The sequence below is a fragment of the Streptomyces vinaceus genome (genome assembly GCF_008704935.1).
GTDB lineage: Bacteria > Actinomycetota > Actinomycetes > Streptomycetales > Streptomycetaceae > Streptomyces > Streptomyces vinaceus.
In genome coordinates, this window is record NZ_CP023692.1 from 1,703,782 (window position 1) to 1,727,036 (window position 23,255).

Here is a 23,255-nt window from a genome sequence, read left to right on the forward strand (position 1 = left end):
CCGATCAACGGGTGTACGGTCATCGCTCAGGCGGGAGGGTCGGGCCGGGGGTCGGGGGAACATGAGCAACGCAGTGCGCCGCCGGAGCGGGGACGTCCGGCGGAAGGTGGAGCAGCTGGCGCTCGGCCTGATGGCCGCATCGGGCGTGGTGGTCCTGCTGGCCGACCTGTTCGGCTGGCTCGACGCGCTCGCCCCCGGAGGTGCGCTCCCCAAGGTCACACTGCTCATCCTGAGCACGGTGACGGTCTTCCTGTTGCTCGAACTCGACCGCCTGAAACGGCTCGACGAGGTCCACGACGACGTCAAGGCCCTGGACACCAGCGTCCGGACGAAGATCGACGACTTGAACGCCAACGTCGAGGCACACCTGTCCAAGCTGGACGTCGACGCCATCGCCCAACGCCTCAAACGGCAGCACTACGGCGGCGTGGTCGCGGTGCACAGCCGCTTCCCCGAGGACGTGTTCACCGGGTTCCTCGGGAACGCCGCGGACGAGCTGGTGATCCTGCAGACGTGGATCCCCAACCTGCACCACCTCAAGGCCGCGATGCACAAGGCACTGACCGACCAGCAGGTCCACGTACGCATCCTGCTCCTGCACCCCTCGTCGCCGGTGGCGGGACTGCGGGACGAGGCGCTCAGGGCGGTGCGCGATCCGGCGCTCGCGGTGAACGTGCGTGCCAGCGTGGAGTACTGCCTCGCCGGGCTCGCCCAGCTGAACGCGGAGATCCCGGCCGGGAGCCGGGCGCGCCTCCAGGTGAGGCTCTACAACTCCCTTCCCTCGATCGCCGTGTTCAAGGCCGATCAGCATTTTCTGGTCAGTTCGTTCCTGCACGGCCAGCTCGCCATCGATTCCACGCAGATCGAGATCGACGGCGCGGACACCGTCATGGGCGAGGAGGTCCAGCAGGAGCTGCGCACGCTGTGGAGCATCGGCAAGGACGTGGATCTCCTCGACTGGCGCACGTCGGTGGCAAGCATCAGCCTGTGATCCACGGAGAGGTACGAGGTACGGCCATGCACGATCTGCACGCCCTGGACGGGTTCGAAGACGCACTGATCGAGCGGTTCCGGGCCCATCCGGTCCTGGCGAACGTCAAGGGGCTCCCGGAGGAGGACTTCGCCGCGCTCCTGCTCCAGCGGCGCTTCGTCTCGCTCGCCTTCACCCCCTGCTACGACCTCGCGATCGACCTGCTGCGCGACGAGGCGGGGCTGCGGATCGCCCGGGTCATCCTGCGGGAGGAGTATCCGGACGGCCACGGCCACACGCCCTCGCACCGGGAGGACATGACACATGACATGCATCGGCTGGGGATCTCCCGCCCGGCACTGGTCGCCTCCCGGCCCACGGCCGACACCCAGGAGGTCATCCGGGACACGCTGGAGCTGATCGCCGACGCGGGCGGCCACGCCGACGCCGACCTGAGGCTGCTGACGATCCTGCGGTTCTGGGGCGAGGTGCTGGTCTCCGTCGAGTACGGGCGGCTGTGGGAGCGGATGGCCCCCCTGCTGACCGAGGGGGGCAGGAACCGCTCCCGTTTCTACTTCCCGCACCACGTCCACGACGCGAAGACGCACTCGCTGGCGACGGTGTCCCTGCTGTCCGGCTCCCACTCCGACCGGCTGGCCGCGCGGGTGACCGAACTCCTCGCCCAGGAGGAGTCCACCGACTGCTTCCGCGAGCTGGAGGAGCGGGCCCTGCACCTCAAGGCCCGCTTCTACGACCAGTTCCTGCCCGCCGTGGACCGCCTCGCGGTGTGAGCCCCGTCAGCCCCCGTCAGCCCCGTCAGCCCTCTTCGGGGGTGAGGCGCAGCGAGATCGAGTTGATGCAGTAGCGCTGGTCGGTGGGGGTGGGGTACCCCTCGCCCTCGAACACGTGCCCGAGGTGGGAGCCGCACTTCGCGCAGAGGACCTCGGTGCGGACCATGCCGTGCGAGGTGTCCGCCTTCAGCTCGACGGCGTCGGAGTCCTTCGGGTCGTAGAAGGACGGCCAGCCGCAGTGCGACTCGAACTTCTCGGTGGAGCGGAAGAGCTCGGAGCCGCAGGCGCGACAGGAGTAGACCCCGGCCGTCTTGGTGTCGGTGTACTCACCGCGGAACGCCGGCTCGGTGCCCGCCAGGCGCAGCACCTGGTACTCGGACGGCGTCAGCTCGGCCTGCCACTGCTCGTCCGTCTTCTCGACCTCGTACGACATGACTCTCCCGCTCCCTCGTTCTCAGTCCGCCAGGCGGGCGAGGATCGCCGGACCGAGGTCCGTGACGTCACCCGCGCCCATGGTGAGAACGAGATCACCGGGCTTCGCCATTCCCGCGATGACGTCGGCGACCTCCGCCTTGTCGTGCTCGGCGGTGACGTCGGCGCCGGCGCTGCGGGCGGCCGCGATGATGATCTCGCTGGTGATGCCGGGGATCGGGTCCTCGCGGGCCGGGTAGATGTCGAGGACCACAGCGGAGTCGGCGAGGGCGAGGGCCTGGCCCATCTCCTTGCCCAGCTCCTGGGTGCGGGAGAAGAGGTGCGGCTGGAAGACGACCAGGATCCGGGCGTCTGCGGCGGCGCCGCGGATGGCCTCCAGGTCGGCGGTCATCTCGGTGGGGTGGTGCGCGTAGGAGTCGATGACCTGCACGCCCGAGGCCTCGCCCTTGAGCTGGAGGCGGCGCTTGACGCCGGTGTACTTGCCGAGGGCGGAGGCCAGGTTGTGCACCGGGATGCCGAGGGCCACACCGGCCGCGAGGGCGGCGACGGCGTTGTGCGCGTAGTGGCGGCCGGGCACGGAGACGGTGAAGGTGAGCATCCGGCCCTCGATGACCACGGTGACCTCGCTGGTCAGACCGCGCGGGGTGATCTTCGTGATCCGGACGTCGGCGCCCTCCTCCTCGCCGTACGTGACGACGGTGAGGCCCTCCGTGCCGCGGACCCGGGCGGCGATCTCGGCGGCGCCCTCCTGCCCGTGGGCGACGACCAGGGTGCCGCCCGGCACGATCTTGCCGACGAAGGTCTCGAAGGACTCGTAGATCTCGTCCATCGACGCGTAGTTCGCGTGGTGGTCGAGCTCCGCGTTCAGGATGATCGCGACCTGCGGGCCGTACTTGTGGAAGCTGCGGTCGCTCTCGTCCGCCTCCGCCACGAAGACGTCGCCCTCGCCGTGGTGGGCGTTGGAGCCGGGGGCGTCCAGGTCGCCGCCGATCGCGTACGAGGGGTCCAGGCCGAGCGCCGACAGGGAGACCGCCAGCATGGAGGTGGTGGTGGTCTTGCCGTGCGTACCGGCGACCGCGATCGCCCGCAGGCCGTCCATCAGGCCGGCCAGGGCGTCCGAGCGGTGCACCACGGGGACGCCGAGCTCTGCGGCGCGCGCCAGCTCCGGATTGTCGGCGCGGATGGCGCTGGAGACGACGACGCAGGTGGCGTCGGGGGCGAGGTGCTCGGCCGCGTGCCCGATGTGGACCGTGGCGCCGTGGGCGCGCAGCGCCTGCGCCGTCTCGGAGTCCTTGGCGTCACTGCCGGCGACCCGCGCGCCCCGCTGGGCGAGGATCTTCGCGATGCCGGACATCCCGGCGCCGCCGATGCCGATGAAGTGCGGGCGTTCCATGGCGTTCGGCAGGCCGGGCGGCGTCATACGGGATCTCCCCAAGGTGCGGGTCGGTACGGAATCGGTACGCGGGAGGCGGTACGGGGCGGTGTCCCACCCCGGCTCGCGCGTCCCGGCGCGTGTGTCGGACGCCAGCCTATTCGTTGTGGGCGAAGAGCTTGAGCACCGGAACCCCGACCTTGTGGCGCGCGCGGGAGGCCCAGTCGCGGTGGAAGAACTCCTCGACGAAGTGCGGGGCGGTCAGGACGATCACCTCGTCGGCGTTCGACTCCTCGACGACGGCCCTGAGTCTGTCGAGCGGGTGGTCCTCGATGATCTGCCCGGTGGCCTTGGCGCCCTTCTTGCGCAGGGCCTCCAGGGAGTGGACGAGCGCCTGCTCGGCCGGGCCGCGGGCGGCGTGGCCCTCCGGTACGTCGGCCTCGCGGAGCGCGTCGGGGATCTCTCCGAGTGCCACGTCGTCGATGGCGCGCAGCAGGCGGTCCTGGTCGCCCCGGGGCTGCATGAGGACGAGGAAGGAGACCGGGTCGTCCCCGTGCAGGCTGGTGACGAAGTCCACGTCGACGCTGGTCAGCGGCTGCTCGATCATCAAAACGCTCGTGAACACGGACGCCCTCTCCTTCATGGGCCGGGGCCGGTCGGCCGGCCCCTGCGGAAACCATCCTGCCCCGCTTTCACACGGAGCCACGCGTGGATATATCTGCCCAGGTATGTGCCCACCGGAAGCTAAGCGGAACAACAAATTCCGCCTCTTCTCAGATCCGACGGTAGCTCGTGTAAAGGAACCCGGCCTCCTCCAGTACGGAGGCCGGAGCCAGCCGGTGCGGCACGGTCACCGGGGGCCCTCCGGAGATCCTCTGGGCCCCGCCCGCGGCCAGCATCGGCGAGATCGTCAGGCACAGCTCGTCCAGCACGTCGGCGGCCACGAACTGCCCCAGCAGCCGGGGTCCGCCCTCGGTGAGCTGGCGGCGCAGCCCCCGGTCCGCGAGCTCCCGTACGATCCGGGCCGGATCCACGGCCGCCCCGTCACCCGCCAGGACCACCTCGGCCCCGGCCCCGGCGGCCGCCGCCACCCGTTCGGCGGATGCGGCCGCCCCCGTCACCACGAGGGTCGGCACGAGGGGCGAGGTGAACAGGGGCAGCGAGAAATCCAGGTCCAGGCTCGCCGTGACCACCGCGATGGCGGGGGCGGGACCCTGTCCGGCGGCCGCGCGCCGGGCCGCGAAGGCCTCCCGGGCCCGCGCCGGGCGGTACCCCTCCTGGCGAACCGTTTCCGCGCCGACCACCACCACGTCGGCCAGCGCCCGCAGGGTGCCGAAGATCCGCATGTCGGTCTCGCTGGAGATCGGCTGCGAGCGCCCGTCGTGCTGGGCCGCGCCGTCCAGGGTGGAGACCATGTTGGCCCGCAGCCAGTGGCCCTCCGGAGCGATCGCCGGGTACGCGTACGCCTCCGCCAGCTCGTCGAGCGACCACTCACGGTCACCGTGGTCCGCGGGGGCCGATGTCGGGTCGGCCGATGTCTGATCGGTCACAGGGAACAGGCGTCGCATCGGTGCAGTGTGCCACGCCCCGTAGAGTTAAGAGCTGTGTCAACATCACTCTCCACCTCCGGATCCACCTACGGGCGACCCCCGATAGCCGGCCCGGCCGCGACCGGCCCGCAGGCCCTGTGCGCCCGCGAGCCGCGGGTGCCCGCCGAACGGCTGGTGGCCGAGATGGTGCCGCCGCCGCGTTTCGACTCGGTGCGCTTCGACACCTACGAGCCCGACCCCGGTCAGCCGAGCCAGGCCGAGGCCGTCACCGTGCTCAGCGGCTTCGCCGCCGGGCTGGGCGGGGCCCACGCGAGCGGCGGCGCCAAGCGCCGCTGGTTCGCGAAGAAGGCACCTCTCTCCACGGCCCCGCGCGGGGTCTACCTCGACGGCGGCTACGGCGTCGGCAAGACGCACCTGCTGGCCTCCCTGTGGCACGCCACCCCGGCCGAACCCGCGCTCAAGGCCTTCGGCACCTTCGTCGAGCTGACCAACCTGGTCGGCGCGCTCGGCTTCCAGCAGACCGTCCAGACGCTGGGCGGCCACCGCCTCCTGTGCATCGACGAGTTCGAACTGGACGACCCGGGCGACACCGTCCTCGTCTCCTCGCTGCTCAGCCGCCTGGTCGAGCAGGGCGTGGCGCTGGCCGCCACCTCCAACACCCTGCCCGGCAAGCTGGGCGAGGGCCGGTTCGCCGCCGCGGACTTCCTGCGCGAGATCCAGGGGCTCTCGGCGCACTTCCGCCCGCTGCGCATCGACGGCCAGGACTACCGCCACCGCGGTCTTCCCGAGGCCCCGGCGCCGTTCTCGGACGAGCAGGTCACGAAGGCCGCGTACGCGACCGAGGGCGCGAGCCTGGACGATTTCCCGGGGCTGCTGGAGCACCTGGCCAAGGTCCACCCCAGCCGGTACGGCGCCCTCACGGACGGCGTAGCGGCGGTCTGCCTGACCGACGTCGGCCCCGTCCCCGACCAGTCGACGGCGCTGCGCCTGGTGGTCCTCGCCGACCGGCTGTACGACCGGGAGATACCGGTCCTGGCGTCCGGGGTCCCCTTCGACCGGCTCTTCAGTGAAGAAATGCTGAACGGCGGCTACCGCAAGAAGTACTTCCGGGCCATCTCAAGGCTCACCGCACTGGCACGCGACGCGAAACCCCTGGTGTCCCAGTAGGTTTGGGGACGCCGGACCGCCCCTCACCGGGACGGTCCGGCAGTTCCCAACATCTTCCGAAGGGATCCACCATGGCCACCACGCGTACCGCGCACACCGTCTGGGAAGGCAACCTGCTCAAGGGCGCCGGCACGGTCAGCCTCGACTCCTCGGGCCGGGGCTCGTTCGAGGTCTCCTGGCCCTCGCGCGCCGAGGCCGCGAACGGCAAGACCAGCCCGGAAGAGCTGATCGCCGCCGCGCACTCCAGCTGCTACTCGATGGCCCTCTCGCACGGTCTCGACGGCGCCGGCACCCCGCCCACCCGGTTGGAGACCAAGGCCGACGTGACCTTCCAGCCGGGCGAGGGCATCACCGGCATCCACCTGACGGTGCGCGCCGAGGTCCCCGGCCTGGACGCGGAGGGCTTCGCCGCCGCCGCCGAGGACGCCAAGAAGAACTGCCCGGTCAGCCAGGCCCTGACGGGTACGACGATCACCCTGAGCGCGGAGCTGATCTAAGGTTCCGCGGCCCGGCGCGTCCGGGGCAGGGGGGCGGGGGCCCGTGGTACCACGGGGCCCGTCACCCCCCTCGCCCCGGGAGCCGCCGATGTCCGTCACCCGCCGCACCCTGCTCGCCTCGGTCGCCTTCAGCGGCGCCCTCGGCTCCCTCTTCGCCGGCAGCTCCCGGGCCGTCCCGCCGCCCCGCCGGGGGTACGGGCCGCTGGTCCCCGACCCCCGCGGGCTGCTCGACCTCCCCGCCGGTTTCCACTACCGCGTGCTCTCCCGCGCCGGTGACCCCCTGCGCTCCGGCGAGGGCCCCGTACCGGCCAACTGCGACGGCATGGCCGCCTTCGACGCGGGCTCCGGCCGGGTCCGCCTGGTCCGCAACCACGAGAACCGCACCACCGCCGCCCTGCGCGTCCCCGCCGCCCGGGGCCTCACGTACGACCCCCAGGCGCTCGGCGGCTGCACGCTCCTCGAACTCGACCCGGCCGGCGCGGTCACCGCCGAGCGCGTCGCCCTCGCCGGTACCGCCGTCAACTGCGCGGGCGGCCGCACCCCCTGGAACACCTGGCTCAGCTGCGAGGAGACCGAGGACCGCGCCGGGACCTCCGGGTACACCAGGGACCACGGCTACGTCTTCGAGGTCGACCCCGCCGACCCGCACCGCAGCGGCGCCGTCCCGCTCACCGCGATGGGCCGCTTCGCGCACGAGGCCGTCGCCGTCGACCCGTACCGCGGGACCGTCTACGAGACCGAGGACGCCTTCACCCGGCCCTTCGGGCTCTTCTACCGCTTCCTGCCCGCCCGTCCCCTCGGCGGACCCGGCTCCCTGCGCGCCGGGGGCGTCCTGCACGCCATGCGCGTCCCGGGGCTGGCCGACCTCTCCGTCGTGGACGAGCCCGGGGCCGAGTTCCCGGTCGAGTGGGTCCCCGTGCCGGACCCCTCGGCGGCGCGGACCCCCGTCCGGTTCCAGGACTTCGGTCCGGGCGGGATCACCCACGCGCAGAAACTGGAGGGCTGCTACTGGGGCGACGGCGGCGTCCACTTCGTCTCCAGCTACGCCCGCCGACTCGAAGGCGCGCCCGCCGACCACCACGGCCAGGTCTGGTTCCACGACCCGCGCCGCTCCACGATCCGCCTGGACGTGCTCTTCGGTCCGGCGGCCGACGTGCAGCTGCCCGGGGACTCCCCCGACAACATCTGCCTGGCCCCGGACGGCGGCCTGATGGTCTGCGAGGACGGCGGCGGGGCGCAGTACGTGCTCGGCGTCACGCCGGACGGCGAGGTCTACCCGATGGCCCGCAACGCGCAGGACATCGGCCGGCCCGGCGCCCCGGAGTGGGGCGAGTTCGCCGGGGTCACCTTCGCCCCCGACGGGCGGACGATGTACGTCAACGCCTACGCCCCGGGGACCACCTTCGCCGTGACGGGCCCCTGGCACTGACCTGCGGCCCGCCGCCCCGCCCTCGCAACCCCGCCCGTTCTGATGGATTATCGGAGGAATCGACCGGATCGGGGTAGGTGGCTGTGGCCAAGGAGAGCAAGAAGGCCGACAAGGACAAGAAGAGCGGCAAGAGCGGCAAGGCCGGCAAGGGCAGCAAGGGCGGCAAGGCCGAGAAGAGGGACGAGAAGGAGAAGGACGGGCGTGCCAAGGGCCGGGCGGCCCAGGAATCCCGGCCCGCGCCGGAGCGGCGGGACGTCCCCCTGCGTACGCTGCTGCGCGCCCCGGCCGGCGAGCGCCTCGACCTCGGCGCCTTCGATCCCGGCGCGACCCCCGGCGGCCCGGCCGGCAAGGCCGCGGGCCTCACCGCCACCGCCGCGCTGGCCGAGCCCCTCGCGTCCCTTCAGGAGCGGCTGTACGCGGCGGCCACCGCGGGCGACCGCCGCCGCGTCCTCCTCGTCCTCCAGGGCATGGACACCAGCGGCAAGGGCGGCACGGTGAAGCACGTGATCGGCCTGTTCAACCCGGCCGGCTGCCGGATCAGGTCCTTCAAGGCGCCCACGCCGGAGGAGCACGAGCACCCCTTCCTCTGGCGCATCAGGAAGGCCCTGCCCGTGGCGGGCGAGATCGGCATCTTCGACCGCTCGCACTACGAGGACGTCCTCATCGCCCGCGTCCGCGAGCTGGTGTCGCGCAGTCAGCTCAACCGCCGCTACGCCCAGATCAACCGGTTCGAGCAGTCCCTCGCGGACGACGGCGTCACGCTGGTGAAGGTCTTCCTCCACATCGGCTACGAGGAGCAGCGCGAGCGGCTGCTGGAGCGGCTGGACAACCCCGACAAGCACTGGAAGTTCAGCCCGGGGGACATCGAGGACCGCGGGCTGTGGCCGGAGTACCGGCACGCGTACGAGCTGGCCCTGCAGCGCTGCTCCACCGAGGCCGCGCCCTGGTACGTGGTGCCCGCGAACCGGAAGTGGTACCGCAACTGGGCGATCAGCACGCTGCTGCTGGAGCATCTGGAGGAGCTGGATCCGCGCTATCCGGAGGCCGGTTTCGACGTGGAGGAGAGCCGGAGGCGGCTGCTGGAGACCTGATGCCCGTCACCCGGGCGGGCGATTCGTATGCCTGCCTCGGCGCCGCTGCGATCTGCTTGGCAGATGGTCATATATTTTGCGTCCGTGACCCTTTCTGTGCGCAATGTGGCGGTCGCGGCCGCCCTCACTGCCGCTCTCTGCACCGCCCTCGCCGGATGCGGAGGCGGCAGCGGCGGCCCGGCTTCAGGCGCCGGCGACCGGGCCGCCCGTATGGGTACCCCCGGGGCCTCCGCGCCGCCCTCCGCCGCCGCCTCCGCCTCCGCGCCGGGCACGGCCGGCTCCTCCCCGGCCGCCGCCCCGCCGCCCGCCAAGGCCCCGACCCTGGCGCCCGGGCCGAACGGTCTGACCCCGGTCTTCGAGCGCGCGAAGCAGCAGGGCGACAAGACCGTCGCGCTGACCTTCGACGCCGACATGACCTCCGACCAGGGGCAGCGCGCCGCGGACGGGGAGCACTTCGACAACCCGCAGCTCATCTCGACCCTGCGCTCGCTGAAGGTGCCCTCGACGATCTTCATGACCGGCCGCTGGGCCGAGGAGTACCCGGACCAGGCCAAGGCCATCGGCACCGACCCGAACTTCGAGATCGCGAACCACTCGTACAGCCACCACGCCTTCAAGTCGCCCTGCTACGGGCTGCCCGCGCTCGACGCGGCCGCCGCCCGGGCCGACGTGGACCGGGCCTTCGCCGCCTTCCGTACGGCCGGCGCGGTCAACACGGTCCCGTACTTCCGCTTCCCCGGCGGCTGCTACGACGACCAGGCGCTGCGGGCCCTGTCCACGGCCAAGGTCACGGCGGTCCAGTGGGACGTGGTCAGCGGCGACGCCTTCGCCAAGGACCCGGACGCGGTGGCCGAGCAGGTGCTCACCGGTGTGAAGCCCGGCTCGGTGGTGGTCATGCACTGCACGCGCAGCGCGGCCCCGGTCACCGAGGAGGCCATCCACAAGATCGTCCCGGAGCTGCGCAAGCGCGGCTACCGCTTCGTGAAGGTCTCCGAGCTCATCGGAAAGTAGGCGGGCGCGCGGCCTCAGCCGGAGCAGGCCGAGCGCTGCGCGTCCTGCCACTCGCACACCGGGCACAGCACCCGGCCCGGGGTCGCGGCCCCGTACTCGGTGGGCCTGCCGCACTCCACGCAGTCCGCGTACGGCGGCCCGGCCACCGGCTCCACGGGAGCCGCCGGGGCGGCGCAGTACGCCTCGGTTCCGGTCGGCGCGTCGACTTCGTCCATGCCCCCGAGCGTACTCAGCCCCGCCGCGCGCGGCCCACACCGTCGGGCTTCAGTGCGCCGCCGCCGTCTCGGTCACCTCGCTGGGGCGCACGATGACGAAGCCCTCGCCGCGCAGCATCAGCTGCACGGCCTCGCCGGAGCCGCCGCGGATCATCGAGCCGACGGACTGGGAGCGGTGCAGCCCCGTCTCCAACCGGGCGCTCCAGCCGACCACCGCGTCGGTGTCCACGTACACCGGGTTCTGCGCGGTGACCGGGATGATGATCGGGTGGCCGTCGCAGACCAGGGCCAGCTTGCCGGTGCCGGTGAAGAGGCTGTTGAAGAGGCCGCCACCGGTCATGCCGGCGCCCTTCAGCATCTTTATCTCGTAGGAGAGCGTCGGGTCGAAGCAGAGCACGTTGCGCCCGTTGACGGTCAGCGAGTCGCCCGGCTCGAAGTCCACGATGAAGCAGTTGCCGGCCTGGTGCGCGAACCAGGCCTCGCCCTGCCCGCGTACGGACATCAGCGCGAGGCCCTCGCCGGTGACGGCGCGCTTGAGCATGCCGCCTATGCCCTGGCCCTTCCGCTCGAACTGGAGGTTCCCCCGGAAGGCGACCATCGAGCCCTGGCGGGCCAGCATTTCACCGTTGACGGTGTACTTCACGGACTTGGCGTTCTGCAGGGTCATGCCCGGAGCCGCGGCCGACTGGGCAAGGTTCTCGGACGCGAAAAGGTCGCTCTTCATGCACCCGATCCTCGCCCGGCCGGACCCCCCGCGGCATCATCCTGAAGGGGGAGCCTGGCATCCTTGGCGGGATGAGCAGCCAGCACCAGAACCACACTTCAGAGGTACCGGCGGTCGGGGCGGACAGCCCCTTCCGGCGCGAGCACGCCGCCCGCGACGAGGCGCCCCAGTTCGTCCTTCCCCTGGTGGTGCGGATCGAGAAGGCCGAACCGCCCGCCCGGACCGACGCGCTGGAGACGGCGGCCCGCGCCGTGCTGGTGCTGCTGACCGACGAGCGGTCCCGCGGCGAGGGCGAGTGGGCCGAGGCCGTCCGGGACTGGCAGGACGCGCGCATCCGGAAGGTGGTGCGGCGGGCGCGCGGTGCGGAGTGGCGCAAGGCCGGGACCTTGCCCGGTATCACGGTGCACGGTGACATGGCGGAGGTACGGGTCTTCCCGCCGGTGCCGTTGGACGGCTGGCCCAAGGAGCTCGCGAAGCTCCAGGTCTCGGGGACCGACCTGGACGACCCGGAGCCGGCGCCGCCCGCCGCGCCGGGGACCGCCGTCCTGTGGCTCAACCCGGAGCTGGAGATGTCCGCCGGCAAGGCGATGGCCCAGGCCGGGCACGCGGCCCAGCTGGCCTGGTGGGAGCTGACCGCCGCCGAACGCGCCGCCTGGCAGGGCTCCGGCTTCCGGCTGGCCGTACGGACGGCCCCGCGCGAGCGGTGGTCCGAGCTGAGCGGCAGCGGCCTGCCGGTGGTCCGGGACGCCGGTTTCACGGAGATCGCCCCCGGCTCCGCGACGGTGGTCGCGGACCACCCGGCTCTGAGAGCCCGCCTCACGGGCGGCGTTCCCCACTGACCGGCCCACTGCGGCGGCGCCGGCCGGGAACCTCAAATGTTGCTCTGAACGTCCCTGACCGCGGTTGGCCCGACTCCGTCGGGGCCATCACATCGGCACACGACCGATGAGAGGGGGCGAGGGGACATGAACACCATGGCGCACCTGGGGGTGGGCATCGGATGGCGGCCGGAGATCGCTGACGCGGTGGAGCGGCTGCCGGGTCTGGACTGGGTCGAGGTGGTGGCCGAGAACATCTGCCCCGGCCACCTGCCCGCCTCGCTGCTGCGGCTGCGCGAGCGCGGGGTGCGCGTCGTGCCGCACGGGGTCTCGCTGGGCCTCGGCGGCGCCGAGCGGCCCGACGCGGCGAAGCTGGCCGCGCTCGGGGAGCGGGCCCTCGCGCTGGGGGCGCCGCTCGTCACGGAGCACATCGCGTTCGTACGGACCTCCTCGCCGGCGCTGGAGGCCGGGCACCTGCTGCCGGTGCGGCGGACACGGGACGCGCTGGACGTACTGTGCGAGAACGTGCGGATCGCGCAGGAGGCCCTGCCGGTGCCGCTGGCGCTGGAGAACATCGCCGCGCTGGTCTCGTGGCCCGGGGAGGAACTGACCGAGGGGCAGTTCCTGACGGAGCTGGTGGAGCGGACCGGGGTGCGGCTGCTGATCGACGTCGCCAACCTGCACACGAACCGGGTAAACCGGGGCGAGGACCCGTTCGCCGTCCTGGACGCGATCCCGCTGGAGGCGCTGGCGTACGTGCACGTCGCCGGGGGCGTGGAGCGGGACGGGGTGTGGCACGACACGCATGCGCACCCGGTGCCGGCCGTGGTGCTGGAGGTCCTGGCGGAGCTGCGCGAGCGGGTGGCCCCCGCGGGCGTGCTGCTGGAGCGGGACGACGACTTCCCCGCCGAGGCGGAGCTGGCCGGGGAACTCGCCGCCATCCGGGGGGTCGTGGGCCCGCCGGAGGGCGACGACTTCCCCGCCGAGGCGGAGCTGGCCGGGGAACTCGCCGCCATCCGGGGGGTCGTGGGCCCGCCGGAGGCCGTGGTGCTTTCCCCCGCCGGCCCGTCCGCCCTTCGCCGGGGCTCCGCCCCGGTGGACCCGCGGCGGCGGACCCGCGTCGGGGAGGAGCAGGGCGCGCTGCTCTCCGCGCTCGTGGCGGGGGCCGAGGTGCCCGAGGGCTTCGACGAGGAGCGCGTACGGGTGCAGGCACGGGCGCTGGCCGCGAAGCGGGCCGGGGTCGTCGCGAAGCTGGCGCCCGAGCTGCCCGGGATCCTGGGTGGTGAGGCCCCGTACCGCGAGGCCTTCCTCGGGTACGCCGGCAGCCGGCCCATGACCGCCGGATACCGGCGCGACGCCCTCGACTTCGCCGAACACCTGCTGATCCGGGACCTGCCCGCCGACCCCGCCGCCCGGCGCCGGCTGACCGCTTGGTGGCAGGACCGGGCCGGGGCGCGGCCGCCGCGCCGGATCGTGCGCTGGGCCCGGGCTCTCGCGGGGCGTGCGGCATGAACGCCCTCGCCCTCGCGATCTGGATCGCCGTCCTCGTCTCCACCCTCCTGCTGGCCCTCGGCGTACGGCGCTCCCGGCCGCGCCCGGTCGGCCCGGCGCCGCGCCTGCACGACCTGTCCGAGGCCGCGTTCATGGCCGGCGGCCCCGGCGCGGTCGTCGACAGCGCGCTCGTCTCGCTGCTCGGCGACGGCCGTCTGATGGTCGGCGGTCCGGGGATCGTCGCGCTGCGGCCCGGGGCGCGGGCCGGCGACATCGCCGAGCGTGCCGTGTTCGAGGCCCTGCGGCAGGCGCCGTCCGGCTGGCTGTACCAGGTGCGGTACGCCGCCATGCTCGACCCCGCCGTCCAGGAGACCGGTGACGCGCTCGCCGCCCGCGGGCTGCTCGCCGTGCCCGGCTCCGGGCGCGGGTGGCGGCGCTGGGCGCTGGCCCAGGTCGTGGTGTGCGCGGTGTGGGTGGTGGCCTCGCTGCCCCTCACGTTCGTGGCGCTGGCGCTCGATCCCGGCCCGCAGGTGCCGTTCGTGTTCAAGGTGCTCCCGGTGCTGCTGGCCGGGATCGTCCTCGGAGCCGTCCTCGCCGCCCGGGCCCGCGGGCGGCTCACCCCGGCGGGGCGGGCCGCGCTGCGCGAGATGCGCACGCACTACGTGAACGACCGGACCCCGCACGTGCAGACGGCCCTGTTCGGGCTGAAGGGGCTGCGGGATCCCCACCTGCGCGGGCAGCTGGTGCCGGCCGTGCGCGGTACCCGGCTGGCGGCGGCCCAGGCGCGGGGCGCCCGGCGCGGCTCCACCTCGTCCTCCTCCTCGTCCTCGTCGTCCTCGGGCGTCTCCTGCGGGTCTTCCGCCGAGGTCCTGCCCGTCGTATGGTGCGCGGGCAGTGACGGCGGTTCCTCCTCCGGCAGTTGCGGGAGCAGCGGCTCCTCCTGCTCCGGCGGTTCCGGCGGATCGAGCTGTTCCAGCGGATCGAGCTGCTCCAGCGGCTCCAGCTGCTCCAGTGGTTCCAGCTGCTCCAGTGGTTCCAGTTGCTCCAGCAGCAGTTCGAGTTGCGGCAGTTCGTCGGGTTCGAGCTGCAGCAGCAGTTCCTGACCGGGCACTTCTCCTCCTCGTGGGAGTCAGCCATGTTCTGGGTCCTGCTCCTCCTCACCGCCTGGGCGGGGGTGCTGGCGTCGTGCGCCCTCCTGCTGAGGGCGGCCGCCGTGGCCTCGGTGGCCGTGCCCGCGCCGCCCGACGGCGGTGCGGGCGGATACCGCCCCGACGAACTGAACCTGTACGAGACCGCCTACCTCGCGGGCGGCCCCCGGCGGGTCGCCGAGCTGACGCTGCTCTCCATGCAGCGGGGCCGCCGGCTGCTGCTGGCCCGCACCGGATGGGCGACCGTCGTCGACCCGGTGGGGCGGGACCCGCACGAGCACGCGGTCCTCGCCGCCCTGGGACCGGACGGGCAGGCTCCGGTGGTCGCCGTACGGAGCGCCGCGGCCCGGGACGAGGCCGTACGGGTCCTCGCGGACCGGCTCGACGCGGCGGGCCTGGCGCTGCCGGCCGCCGCGCGCGACGCCGTGGCCGGCGGGGTCCGGGCGGTGCGGCGGGCCGCCGCGCTGGTGGCGGCGACGGCGGTGGCCGCTCTGTGCCTCCCGGCGGACGGGACCGCCCGGGCGGTGGTCCTGTGCTGGTTCTCGATGCCGCTGCTGCTCGCGCTGGGGTGCCTGGCCATCGCCCGCTTCGAGACGTACCCGTACTCCGCCTGGGCCTCCCCGGCCGGACAGCGGCTGCTCGTCGCGCTGGACCGGGAGCAGGGCGAGGCGGACCCGCTCACGGCGGTGGCGCTGCGCGGGGTCCGCGTGCTGGCGGATCCCGCCCTCCGGGCGGCTATGGCCCAGGGGGTGTCCGGCGGATCATGGCCGGGCCCGGGGCGGCCGGACACCCCCTAGCCTGAAGCCGAGTCTCCGAAGGAGGAACCCGTGCAGATCGCCGTCACCACCCCGACCGGAAACGTCGGCCGTCACGTCGTCGCCATGCTGGTCCGCGCCGGAGTCCGGCCTCGCGTCCTGCTGCGCGATCCCGACCGACTGGCTCCCGGGATCCGGGACGAGGTGGATGCCGTGACGGTCGACCAATACGACGCCGACGGGGTGGCGGCCGCCACCCGCGGCGTCGACTCGCTGTTCTGGGTGGATCCGACCACCGGCGGCGAGGAGCCCCTGGCGGACTACGCCCGCGCCACCGCCGCCGTGGTCCGCGCCGTCACCGACAACCGGATCGGCCGCGTCGTCTTCCAGAGCAGCGTCGGAGCCGAGAAACGCCACGGCGCCGGCGAGATCGACGGCCTGGCGCACACCGAAGCCGCACTGGACGACACCGGCGTCCACGTCACCCACCTCCGCTGCGGCTACTTCTTCACCAATCTCGAACTGCAACTCGACGCTCTGCGGGCGGGAACCCTCCAGGTGGTCCTTCCGCTCGACCAGCCCATGGCCTGGGTGGCGCCCCGCGACATCGCCGAGGTCGTGACCACCCGACTGCTTTCCCCCACCTGGTCCGGACGCTGCGTACAGGCGGTTCACGGACCCGTCGACCTCACCTGGCGACAGGTCGCCGACATCCTCACCGCCGCCACCGGTCGGCGGATCAGGGTCGAACGGATCACCGACCATGCCATGCGCGTACAGCTCCACCAGGCCGGGATGACGGACGGATTGGTCGAGGCCGTGCTCGGAATGTCGACCGGCCTGCGCGAGGACTTCGTCCCCGAACAGCAGCGAACCGTCCGCACCACCACCCCGACCACCCTCGCCGCCTGGGCCTACGACCACCTCCGGCAGCGGATCGCCGACTAGCGCATCGGGGGGACAGAGCCCGACACCGGGCGGCGGTCCTGTACAAGGACCCCGCACACCGCATCTCATCGCTTCATCCGAAGAGATGAAGGCGGTCGCGATGCTGACTCCGCTCGCCCGCTGCGGAGTCGCCGCGGCGGTCCTCTCCCTCACCCTGTGCATCCCCTCCCCCCACGCCCACGCCACCACCGCCGCCCCGGGCCCGGGCCCGGACGCCCCGGGTGCGGCCGCCCGAAGCGCCGCCTCCGCGGCCCGGACGGCCGCCGCGGACGCGGGCGCCGAGCTCGTCGCGCGCCGCGCCGCCAAGGCGGCCGGCGCGCTGGACTTCCGGGCGTGTCCCGCCGTCGAGGAGCTTCCCCCGCCCGTCCGCTGCGCGACCCTGCGGGTGCCGCTCGACTACGCGCGGCCCGACGGGCCCCCTATCTCCCTCACCGTCAGCCGGGTCCCCGCGACCCGGCACGGCGGCGCGGCGCGCCAGGGCGCGCTCGTCTACAACCCCGGCGGCCCCGGCGCCTCCGGGATGTTCTTCCCCCTCGTCTCCGGCCTCCCCGAATGGGAGCGGATCGGGGCCGCCTACGACCTCGTCGGCTACGCCCCGCGCGGAGTCGGCCGATCCTCCCCGCTGTCCTGCGAGGACCCCGCCGGCCGGACGAAGGGGCCGACGCAGGTCCCGGCGGAGCCCTCCGCCGCGTACAAGCAGCGGCGCGTCGCCGAGGCCCGGGCCTACGCCCGCGGCTGCGCCGAGCGGGCCGGCGCCGCGCTGCCGTACTACACGACCCTGGACAACGTCCGCGACCTGCACGTACTGCGCGCCGCGCTCGGCGAGGAGAAGCTGAGCTTCCTCGGCGCCTCGTACGGCACCTACCTGGGCGCCGTCTACGCCACCCTCCACCCCGGCCAGGTCCGCCGGATGGTCCTCGACTCCGCGGTCGACCCGGACCCGCGCCGCATCTGGTACGTCAACAACCTCGACCAGGCAACCGGGTTCGAGCGGCGCTGGTACGACTTCCGCGCCTGGGCCGCCCGCCACCACGCCGCGTACCGGCTCGGCGCCACCCCCGAGGCGGTGCAGGCGAGTTACGAGCGCGTACGGGAGGCGGTGGCGCGCACCCCGGCGGGCGGGGCCGTGGGCACCGGCGAGCTCCAGGCCGCCTTCCTCCAGGCGGCGTACTACGACGACGTCTGGCCGGAGCGGGCGGCCGCGCTCAGCGCCTTCCTGGCCGGTGACCCCGGCCCGCTGGCCGAACAGGCCCGCCCGGACCCGGAGTCGGCGGCCGCCCGCGAGAACGCGCGGGCGGTGTACACGGCGGTGCTCTGCAACGACGCCGCCTGGCCCGCGCAGTGGGAGACCTGGGACCGCGACAACACCGAACTGGCCCGCCGGGCCCCCTTCGAGACCTGGGCCAACGCCTTCCTGAACCTGCCGTGCGCGTACTGGCCGGTCGGCGAGCGGCAGCAGCCGGTGGCGGTGGGCGGCCGGCCGGGGGCGGCCGGGGCGCGGCCGGCGGCGCTGCCCCGCACGCTGGTCGTGGCGGCGGAGCGGGACGGGGCCACCCCGTACCCGGGTGCGCTGGAACTCCAGCGGCGGCTCGGCGCCGAGGCGGCCCTCGTCACCGAGGAGGGGGCGGGCTCCCACGGAGTGGTCGGCGGACGCAATGACTGCGTGGACCGTCACGTGGAGCGGTACTTGCTGACGGGTGACACCGCAGGATGGCGTGTCACGTGTGCGCCGCATCCGGAGCCCGCACCGGTGTCGCTGGACGACCGGGCAGCAAGAGGCCCCGGGAAGGTACCCAGGGCTCTGCTGCCGCCAGTCGTCTGAACTTCCGGGCGGGATCTCCGGCTGCGTCGTTTCGGGGGTCAGGCCGTCATCCGGACCAGCCTCCCGATCCACCGGAGGCCGCTCCCCAGTCAAGAGAGCGGTCTTCCGGTTCCTTCCCCCCAGGGGAGGTATCAGGCGAGCCCGGCGACCAGATCGGCGACGGACTTGCGGCGCCCGGTGTAGAAGGGCACCTCTTCACGGACGTGCATACGGGCCTCGGAGGCGCGCAGGTGACGCATGAGGTCGACGATGCGGTACAGCTCGTCGGCCTCGAAGGCCAGCATCCACTCGTAGTCGCCCAGCGAGAAGGACGCGACCGTGTTGGCCCGGACGTCCGGGTAGCCGCGGGCCATCTTGCCGTGGTCGGCGAGCATGCGGCGGCGGTCCTCGTCGGGCAGCAGGTACCAGTCGTACGAACGCACGAACGGGTAGACGCTGACGTAGTCGCGCGCGACCTCGTCGGCCAGGAACGCCGGGATGTGCGACTTGTTGAACTCGGCCGGGCGGTGCAGGGCCATGTTCGACCACACCGGCTCCAGCGCGCGGCCCAGCTTGGTGCGGCGGAACAGGTTGTAGGCGCTCTGCAGCTCGTCCGAGGTCTCGGCGTGCCACCAGATCATGATGTCCGCGTCGGCGCGCAGGCCGGAGACGTCATAGGTGCCTCGGACGGTGATGTCCTTGGCGGCCAGCTGGTCGAACAGCTCCTGGACCTCGTCGGCGTAGCCGGCGCGGTCAGCGTCAAGACTGGGGAGAACGTCCTTCAGCTTGAAGACGGACCACAGGGTGTAGCGGATGACCTCGTTGAGGTCCTTCGCCTTCTTCCCCGCGTTGGGAATCTTCTCTGGTGCAGTCATGTGTCCATTGTCCCGTGTGCTGATCAGTGGTCGGTGCCAGGGGGGTCTTACGCGGTGCCTTGCGCGCCCACCCCGGCGAACGTGGCCTTCACCACGTCGGCGGCCCTTCCCGCGCTCGCGATGCACGCCGGGATGCCCACGCCCTCGTACAGGGCGCCGCACACGGCGAGGCCCGGCAGGGCCGAGACGGCGGAGCGGATCCGCTCCACGCGGGCGAGGTGGCCGACCGGGTACTGGGGCAGTCCGCCGTCCCAGCGGGTGACCGTGGAGGCGACCGGCCGGGCCGCGAGGCCCACGGCCGCGCCGAGGTCGCGCAGCGAGACGTCGACCAGCTCGGAGTCCTCGCGCCCCAGATCGCCCTCGTCCCCGTACCGGCCGACCGAGGTGCGCAGCAGGAAGAGCCCGGGGTCGGCGCCGGCCCAGGCCCACTTGTTGCTGGAGAAGGTGGAGGCCTTGATGGTCCGCCCGTCGACCGGCGGTACGAGGAACCCGCTGGCCCCGCCCTCGGTGATCGCGGCGGGCAGCTCGGAGCGCCGGAAGGCCATCGTCACCAGGGCCATGGAGGCGTACTCGACGCTCCGCAGCTCCGCGGCCGCGGCCGGGGCGAGCCCGTCCAGCAGCCGGGCGGCGGGCCCGGCCGGGACGGCCAGGACCACGGCGTCGGCCTCGATGGCCCCGGCCTCGGTGACGACCTTCCAGCCTCCGGCCGTGCGCAGGAGCTCGCGGACCGCAGTGCCGGTGCTGACGCGGGCCCCGGCCGCCCTGCACGCCTCGGCCACGGCCTGCGGGAGCCGGCCGATGCCGCCGTCGATGCCCGAGAACACGGGCCGGCCCGCCTGTTGGGCCTGCTGCGCGGCCGCCCGGTGCTGGAGTGCGCGTACGCCCTCGCCCAGCGAGGCGTGCGTACGGGCGGCCTCGAAGAGCTGGGGGACGGCGGCGCGCATGGAGATGCGGTAGGCGTCGCCGGCGTAGACCCCGCCGAGGAGGGGCTCCACCAGGCGGTCGACGACCTCGTGGCCGAGGCGGGCGGCGACGTACTCTCCGACGGCGACGTCCTCGCCGATCTCGGTGGGCGCCAGCTCCCGTTCGGCCTCGATGCGGGCCAGGCCCTCGGCGGAGAGCACGCCGGAGGCGGCGAGCGGGGCCAGGTCGCCGGGGACGCCCATGACGTGGCCGCGCGGCATGGGCCGCAGCGCGCCGCGGGTCCACAGGTGTGCGGTGGCGGTGGCGGGCGGCTGAAGGGCCTCGCCGAGGCCCACGGCCCGGGCCAGCTCCAGGGCTTCGGGGCGGCGGGCGAGCACGGACTCGGCGCCGAGGTCCACGGGGGCGCCGGCGAGTTCACCGGCCAGCAGCTTGCCCCCGAGGCGCGGGCCCGCCTCCAGGAGCGTGACGCGCAGGCCGTCGGCGAGCAGCCGGTGGGCCGCGGCGAGCCCGGCGATGCCGCCGCCGATGACGACGGCGTGGCGGGCCGGGGCGCCTTCGCCGGCCGCCGCGGCGGTGCCGTCCGTACGCATGTCCGCTTCGTGCATGGACACATCGTCTCAGACCGCACGGCGGACGATCACCGAGGCCGGACCGTGACCGCATCGGGACCGGGTCTCAACCGGCGGGGCGAAACCCGCGGCGCCACCCTGTACGTCTCACCGGCGACATCAGCCGATCCTTCGGGGGGACCACCGATGCGCACCATCCGCAGCAGCAGAGGTACGGCAGGACGACACCGCGGCGCGGCCGTACTGGCCGGGCTGTCCCTGGCCGGGGCGCTCGCGCTCACCGGGTGCTCGGACGGCCAGGACGCGGCGGGCCCGGCCTCCGCCGACAAGGCCGCGGTCGCCCCGGAGGGGGCGGCCCAGGGCAAGCCCGGAGCGGCGGCTCCCCCGGCGGCCGCCGGGCAGGCCGCCACCGGGGGATCCGACGCGGCCAAGAACGGGCAGCAGCCGGCCGTACGCCCGCACGTCATCCGTACGGCCACGCTCGCCCTGGAGACGGCGGACGCGCAGAAGGCCCTGGCCGCGGCCCGTACGGCGGCGGAGGGCGCGGGCGGGTACGTGGGCAACGAGTCCACCCGGCGCGGCGACGGGGGCCGGATCACCTCGACGCTGACCCTGCGCGTGCCGGGCGAACGCTTCGACGCGGTGCTCGGCGCCATGGAGGGCAGCGGGAAGCTCCTGAACCGCAAGGTCGAGGCGCAGGACGTGACGGAGAAGGTCGCGGACGTCGACAGCCGGGTCAGATCGCAGCAGGCGAGCGTCGCCCGGGTGCGGGACATGATGGACAAGGCCACGGCGCTCGGTGACGTGGTGATGCTGGAGAGCGAACTGAGCAAGCGCCAGTCGGACCTGGAGTCGCTGCTCGCGCAGCAGACGGCGCTGAAGGACCAGACCTCGATGGGCACGATCACGATGGAGGTCTCGGAACCCGCCCCGAAGGCGGCGGACAAGAAGGACGAGGAGCCCTCCTTCACGGGCGCCCTGAGCGCCGGCTGGAACGCCTTCACGAGGATCGTGCGCTACCTGGCCCTGGCGCTCGCCGTCGTGCTCCCGTTCACGGTGACGGCCGCGCTGGTGCTGCTGGCCCTGCGCGCGTACCGGCGGCTGCGCCCGGCGAAGCCGAAGACGGGCCTGGTCGCGAAGACCGTCCCGGCGGCCCGGCCCGCTGACCCGACGGAAACGACGGGGGTCCGCGACTGAACGGGCCTTGCGCCCGTAGCGTGTTCTCCACGAGACGGCGGTAGGCGTGCCTGCGCGGAGCACGGAGAACGGGGCGGACGATGGCGACGGAACGACTGGTGGTGGTCGGGGGCGACGCGGCGGGGATGTCCGCCGCGTCGCAGGCCCGGCGCCTCAAGGGCCCTGCGGAGCTGGAGATCACGGCCTTCGAGCGCGGGCACTTCACCTCGTACTCCGCGTGCGGGATCCCGTACTGGATCGGCGGACAGGTGCCCGGCCGGGACGACCTGATCGCCCGTACGCCCGAGGAGCACCGCGCCCGCGACATCGACCTGCGCATGCGCACGGAGGTGGTGGAGCTCGACCTCGCCGGGGGCCGGGTGCGCACCCGCGACCTGGACTCCGGGTCCGAGGCCTGGACGGGCTACGACAAGCTCGTCCTGGCCACGGGCGCCCGGCCGGTCCGGCCCAAGCTGCCCGGGATCGCCGCGCACGGTGTGCACGGCGTCCAGACCCTGGACGACGGCCAGCGCCTGATGGCCTCTCTGGAACTCACCGAGGGGTCGGAGCACGCCGAGGGCCGCAGGGCGGTCGTCGTCGGCGCCGGCTACATCGGCGTGGAGATGGCGGAGGCGCTGGTCGCGCGCGGGTACGAGGTCACGGTCCTGCACCGCGGACCGCAGCCGATGGCCACGCTGGACCCGGACATGGGCGCCTTGGTGCACACGGCGATGAACCGGATGGGGATCCGCACGGTGTCCGGCGCGGAGGTCACCAAGATCCTCACCGACGACCAGGGCGCGGTCCGCGCGGTGGCCACGGCGGCGGGCGACGAGTACCCGGCGGACGTGGTGGTCCTCGGCATCGGCGTGGAGCCCCGCACGGCGCTGGCCCGCGAGGCGGGGCTGCCGCTGGGCGAGTCCGGCGGCATCCTGACGGACCTGTCCATGCGGGTGCGGGGCCACGAGAACATCTGGTCCGGCGGCGACTGCGTGGAGGTCCTGGACCTGGTGGCGGGGTGCATGCGGCACATTCCGCTCGGCACGCACGCCAACAAGCACGGCCAGGTGATCGGTTCGGGCGTGGGCGGCGGCTACGCCACCTTCCCCGGGGTGGTCGGCACGGCGGTGAGCAAGGTCTGCGACCTGGAGATCGCCCGTACGGGGCTGCGCGAGAAGGACGCCCTGGCGGCGGGTCTGCGCTTCGTGACGGCGACGATCACCTCGACGACGACGGCGGGCTACTACCCGACGGCCGCGCAGATGACGGTCAAGATGCTCGCGGAACTGCGCACGGGCCGCCTGCTCGGGGTCCAGATCGTCGGCGGCGCGGGCTCCGCGAAGCGGGTGGACATCGCGGCGGTGGCCCTGACGGCGGGCATGACGGTGGACCAGGTGGTCTCCTTGGACCTCGGCTACGCCCCGCCGTTCTCCCCGGTCTGGGACCCGGTCCTGGTGGCCGCCCGCAAAACCGTCTCGGCCCTGCGGGCGGCGGGGTAGCG

General features: G+C 73.5%; 23 protein-coding genes. 15 read left to right on the forward strand and 8 right to left on the reverse strand.

Annotation, left to right across the window (positions count from 1 at the left end; all coding sequences use genetic code 11):
* Positions 1–61: 61 nt before the first annotated feature.
* Together CP980_RS07500 and CP980_RS07505 are read left to right on the forward strand one after the other, a co-directional pair.
* A complete protein-coding gene (locus CP980_RS07500) occupies positions 62–991 on the forward strand; it encodes a hypothetical protein (RefSeq protein WP_150493179.1) in 930 nt (309 codons plus the stop codon).
* 26 nt (positions 992–1,017) lie between these two features.
* Positions 1,018–1,761 carry a hypothetical protein gene (locus tag CP980_RS07505; protein WP_208834772.1) on the forward strand — a complete coding sequence of 248 codons (744 nt, stop codon included), beginning with the start codon at positions 1,018–1,020 and terminating at the stop codon, positions 1,759–1,761.
* Positions 1,762–1,786: 25 nt separating this feature from the next.
* Here CP980_RS07505 and msrB read toward each other — a convergent pair whose 3' ends face one another.
* The 4 genes from msrB to CP980_RS07525 all read right to left on the reverse strand — a co-directional run bounded on the left by msrB (position 1,787) and on the right by CP980_RS07525 (position 5,133).
* The gene (msrB, locus tag CP980_RS07510) at positions 1,787–2,194 is read right to left on the reverse strand and encodes a peptide-methionine (R)-S-oxide reductase MsrB (protein ID WP_099888965.1); all 408 of its coding nucleotides are present in this window, start codon (positions 2,192–2,194) and stop codon (positions 1,787–1,789) included.
* A 21-nt stretch (positions 2,195–2,215) separates the two neighbouring features.
* On the reverse strand, positions 2,216–3,613 hold the full coding sequence (gene murC / locus CP980_RS07515) for a UDP-N-acetylmuramate--L-alanine ligase (protein WP_132759067.1): 1,398 nt from the start codon (positions 3,611–3,613) through the stop codon (positions 2,216–2,218).
* Between the two features lie 109 nt (positions 3,614–3,722).
* Positions 3,723–4,190 carry an indole-3-glycerol phosphate synthase gene (locus CP980_RS07520; protein ID WP_165937350.1) on the reverse strand — a complete coding sequence of 156 codons (468 nt, stop codon included), beginning with the start codon at positions 4,188–4,190 and terminating at the stop codon, positions 3,723–3,725.
* Between the two features lie 148 nt (positions 4,191–4,338).
* Positions 4,339–5,133: a pyrimidine reductase family protein gene (locus CP980_RS07525; protein WP_150493181.1), complete on the reverse strand. Its 795-nt coding sequence runs from the start codon at positions 5,131–5,133 to the stop codon at positions 4,339–4,341.
* Positions 5,134–5,169: 36 nt separating this feature from the next.
* Here CP980_RS07525 and zapE point away from each other — a divergent pair, with 36 nt between their 5' ends.
* The 5 genes from zapE (at position 5,170) to CP980_RS07550 (ending at position 10,310) form a co-directional block, all read left to right on the forward strand.
* Positions 5,170–6,282, forward strand: a complete 1,113-nt coding sequence (gene zapE, locus CP980_RS07530) for a cell division protein ZapE (protein WP_150493183.1) — start codon at positions 5,170–5,172, stop codon at positions 6,280–6,282.
* A 71-nt stretch (positions 6,283–6,353) separates the two neighbouring features.
* A complete protein-coding gene (locus tag CP980_RS07535) occupies positions 6,354–6,779 on the forward strand; it encodes an OsmC family protein (RefSeq protein ID WP_099888970.1) in 426 nt (141 codons plus the stop codon).
* 88 nt (positions 6,780–6,867) lie between these two features.
* A complete protein-coding gene (locus CP980_RS07540; protein ID WP_150493185.1) occupies positions 6,868–8,208 on the forward strand; it encodes an alkaline phosphatase PhoX in 1,341 nt (446 codons plus the stop codon).
* Between the two features lie 260 nt (positions 8,209–8,468).
* Positions 8,469–9,299: a PPK2 family polyphosphate kinase gene (locus tag CP980_RS07545; RefSeq protein ID WP_207917750.1), complete on the forward strand. Its 831-nt coding sequence runs from the start codon at positions 8,469–8,471 to the stop codon at positions 9,297–9,299.
* Between the two features lie 84 nt (positions 9,300–9,383).
* Complete coding sequence (locus CP980_RS07550; RefSeq protein ID WP_229907417.1) at positions 9,384–10,310, forward strand: polysaccharide deacetylase family protein; 927 nt, start codon at positions 9,384–9,386, stop codon at positions 10,308–10,310.
* Between the two features lie 14 nt (positions 10,311–10,324).
* On the opposite strand, the gene CP980_RS07555 is transcribed toward CP980_RS07550, so the two are convergent.
* A complete protein-coding gene (locus CP980_RS07555; protein ID WP_132759073.1) occupies positions 10,325–10,525 on the reverse strand; it encodes a hypothetical protein in 201 nt (66 codons plus the stop codon).
* A gap of 49 nt (positions 10,526–10,574) precedes the next feature.
* Positions 10,575–11,249: an AIM24 family protein gene (locus CP980_RS07560; RefSeq protein ID WP_150527810.1), complete on the reverse strand. Its 675-nt coding sequence runs from the start codon at positions 11,247–11,249 to the stop codon at positions 10,575–10,577.
* 71 nt (positions 11,250–11,320) lie between these two features.
* Here CP980_RS07560 and CP980_RS07565 point away from each other — a divergent pair, with 71 nt between their 5' ends.
* The 6 genes from CP980_RS07565 to CP980_RS07590 all read left to right on the forward strand — a co-directional run bounded on the left by CP980_RS07565 (position 11,321) and on the right by CP980_RS07590 (position 18,231).
* Positions 11,321–12,088, forward strand: a complete 768-nt coding sequence (locus CP980_RS07565; RefSeq protein ID WP_150527811.1) for a peptidyl-tRNA hydrolase — start codon at positions 11,321–11,323, stop codon at positions 12,086–12,088.
* A gap of 126 nt (positions 12,089–12,214) precedes the next feature.
* On the forward strand, positions 12,215–13,579 hold the full coding sequence (locus CP980_RS07570; RefSeq protein ID WP_373313000.1) for an MbnB/TglH/ChrH family RiPP precursor modification enzyme: 1,365 nt from the start codon (positions 12,215–12,217) through the stop codon (positions 13,577–13,579).
* The gene (locus tag CP980_RS07575) at positions 13,576–14,661 is read left to right on the forward strand and encodes a TIGR04222 domain-containing membrane protein (RefSeq protein ID WP_132759076.1); all 1,086 of its coding nucleotides are present in this window, start codon (positions 13,576–13,578) and stop codon (positions 14,659–14,661) included. Before CP980_RS07570 ends, CP980_RS07575 begins: the two co-directional genes overlap by 4 nt.
* Before the next feature lie 32 nt (positions 14,662–14,693).
* A complete protein-coding gene (locus tag CP980_RS07580; RefSeq protein WP_150530159.1) occupies positions 14,694–15,503 on the forward strand; it encodes a TIGR04222 domain-containing membrane protein in 810 nt (269 codons plus the stop codon).
* 30 nt (positions 15,504–15,533) lie between these two features.
* Entirely contained in the window at positions 15,534–16,409 is an 876-nt protein-coding gene (locus CP980_RS07585) for an NmrA family NAD(P)-binding protein (RefSeq protein ID WP_132759077.1), read from the forward strand.
* Between the two features lie 100 nt (positions 16,410–16,509).
* Positions 16,510–18,231, forward strand: a complete 1,722-nt coding sequence (locus CP980_RS07590) for an alpha/beta hydrolase (protein ID WP_150527812.1) — start codon at positions 16,510–16,512, stop codon at positions 18,229–18,231.
* A gap of 131 nt (positions 18,232–18,362) precedes the next feature.
* On the opposite strand, the gene hemQ is transcribed toward CP980_RS07590, so the two are convergent.
* Both hemQ and hemG read right to left on the reverse strand, forming a co-directional pair.
* Positions 18,363–19,085 (reverse strand): hydrogen peroxide-dependent heme synthase, encoded by a 723-nt coding sequence (hemQ, locus tag CP980_RS07595; protein ID WP_099888980.1) that lies wholly within the window; start codon positions 19,083–19,085, stop codon positions 18,363–18,365.
* A gap of 47 nt (positions 19,086–19,132) precedes the next feature.
* Positions 19,133–20,599, reverse strand: coding sequence for a protoporphyrinogen oxidase (gene hemG / locus CP980_RS07600; RefSeq protein WP_150530160.1), 1,467 nt, complete (start codon positions 20,597–20,599; stop codon positions 19,133–19,135).
* Positions 20,600–20,764: 165 nt separating this feature from the next.
* Here hemG and CP980_RS07605 point away from each other — a divergent pair, with 165 nt between their 5' ends.
* Together CP980_RS07605 and CP980_RS07610 are read left to right on the forward strand one after the other, a co-directional pair.
* Positions 20,765–21,775 (forward strand): DUF4349 domain-containing protein, encoded by a 1,011-nt coding sequence (locus tag CP980_RS07605; RefSeq protein WP_150527813.1) that lies wholly within the window; start codon positions 20,765–20,767, stop codon positions 21,773–21,775.
* 80 nt (positions 21,776–21,855) lie between these two features.
* Positions 21,856–23,253, forward strand: a complete 1,398-nt coding sequence (locus tag CP980_RS07610) for an FAD-dependent oxidoreductase (protein ID WP_150527814.1) — start codon at positions 21,856–21,858, stop codon at positions 23,251–23,253.
* The last annotated feature ends 2 nt before the right edge of the window (positions 23,254–23,255 follow it).

Bases quoted from the DNA above. Each gene is read 5' to 3' on its own strand.
- hemG (WP_150530160.1), bottom strand. From the start codon at position 20,599: ATGCGTACGGACGGCACCGCCGCGGCGGCCGGCGAAGGCGCCCCGGCC.
- CP980_RS07525 (WP_150493181.1), bottom strand. From the start codon at position 5,133: ATGCGACGCCTGTTCCCTGTGACCGATCAGACATCGGCCGACCCGACA.
- CP980_RS07610 (WP_150527814.1), top strand. From the start codon at position 21,856: ATGGCGACGGAACGACTGGTGGTGGTCGGGGGCGACGCGGCGGGGATG.
- CP980_RS07505 (WP_208834772.1), top strand. From the start codon at position 1,018: ATGCACGATCTGCACGCCCTGGACGGGTTCGAAGACGCACTGATCGAG.
- CP980_RS07565 (WP_150527811.1), top strand. From the start codon at position 11,321: ATGAGCAGCCAGCACCAGAACCACACTTCAGAGGTACCGGCGGTCGGG.
- hemQ (WP_099888980.1), bottom strand. From the start codon at position 19,085: ATGACTGCACCAGAGAAGATTCCCAACGCGGGGAAGAAGGCGAAGGAC.
- CP980_RS07580 (WP_150530159.1), top strand. From the start codon at position 14,694: ATGTTCTGGGTCCTGCTCCTCCTCACCGCCTGGGCGGGGGTGCTGGCG.
- CP980_RS07590 (WP_150527812.1), top strand. From the start codon at position 16,510: ATGCTGACTCCGCTCGCCCGCTGCGGAGTCGCCGCGGCGGTCCTCTCC.
- CP980_RS07500 (WP_150493179.1), top strand. From the start codon at position 62: ATGAGCAACGCAGTGCGCCGCCGGAGCGGGGACGTCCGGCGGAAGGTG.
- CP980_RS07540 (WP_150493185.1), top strand. From the start codon at position 6,868: ATGTCCGTCACCCGCCGCACCCTGCTCGCCTCGGTCGCCTTCAGCGGC.
- CP980_RS07560 (WP_150527810.1), bottom strand. From the start codon at position 11,249: ATGAAGAGCGACCTTTTCGCGTCCGAGAACCTTGCCCAGTCGGCCGCG.
- msrB (WP_099888965.1), bottom strand. From the start codon at position 2,194: ATGTCGTACGAGGTCGAGAAGACGGACGAGCAGTGGCAGGCCGAGCTG.
- CP980_RS07555 (WP_132759073.1), bottom strand. From the start codon at position 10,525: ATGGACGAAGTCGACGCGCCGACCGGAACCGAGGCGTACTGCGCCGCC.
- CP980_RS07570 (WP_373313000.1), top strand. From the start codon at position 12,215: ATGAACACCATGGCGCACCTGGGGGTGGGCATCGGATGGCGGCCGGAG.
- CP980_RS07575 (WP_132759076.1), top strand. From the start codon at position 13,576: ATGAACGCCCTCGCCCTCGCGATCTGGATCGCCGTCCTCGTCTCCACC.
- CP980_RS07535 (WP_099888970.1), top strand. From the start codon at position 6,354: ATGGCCACCACGCGTACCGCGCACACCGTCTGGGAAGGCAACCTGCTC.
- murC (WP_132759067.1), bottom strand. From the start codon at position 3,613: ATGACGCCGCCCGGCCTGCCGAACGCCATGGAACGCCCGCACTTCATC.
- CP980_RS07605 (WP_150527813.1), top strand. From the start codon at position 20,765: ATGCGCACCATCCGCAGCAGCAGAGGTACGGCAGGACGACACCGCGGC.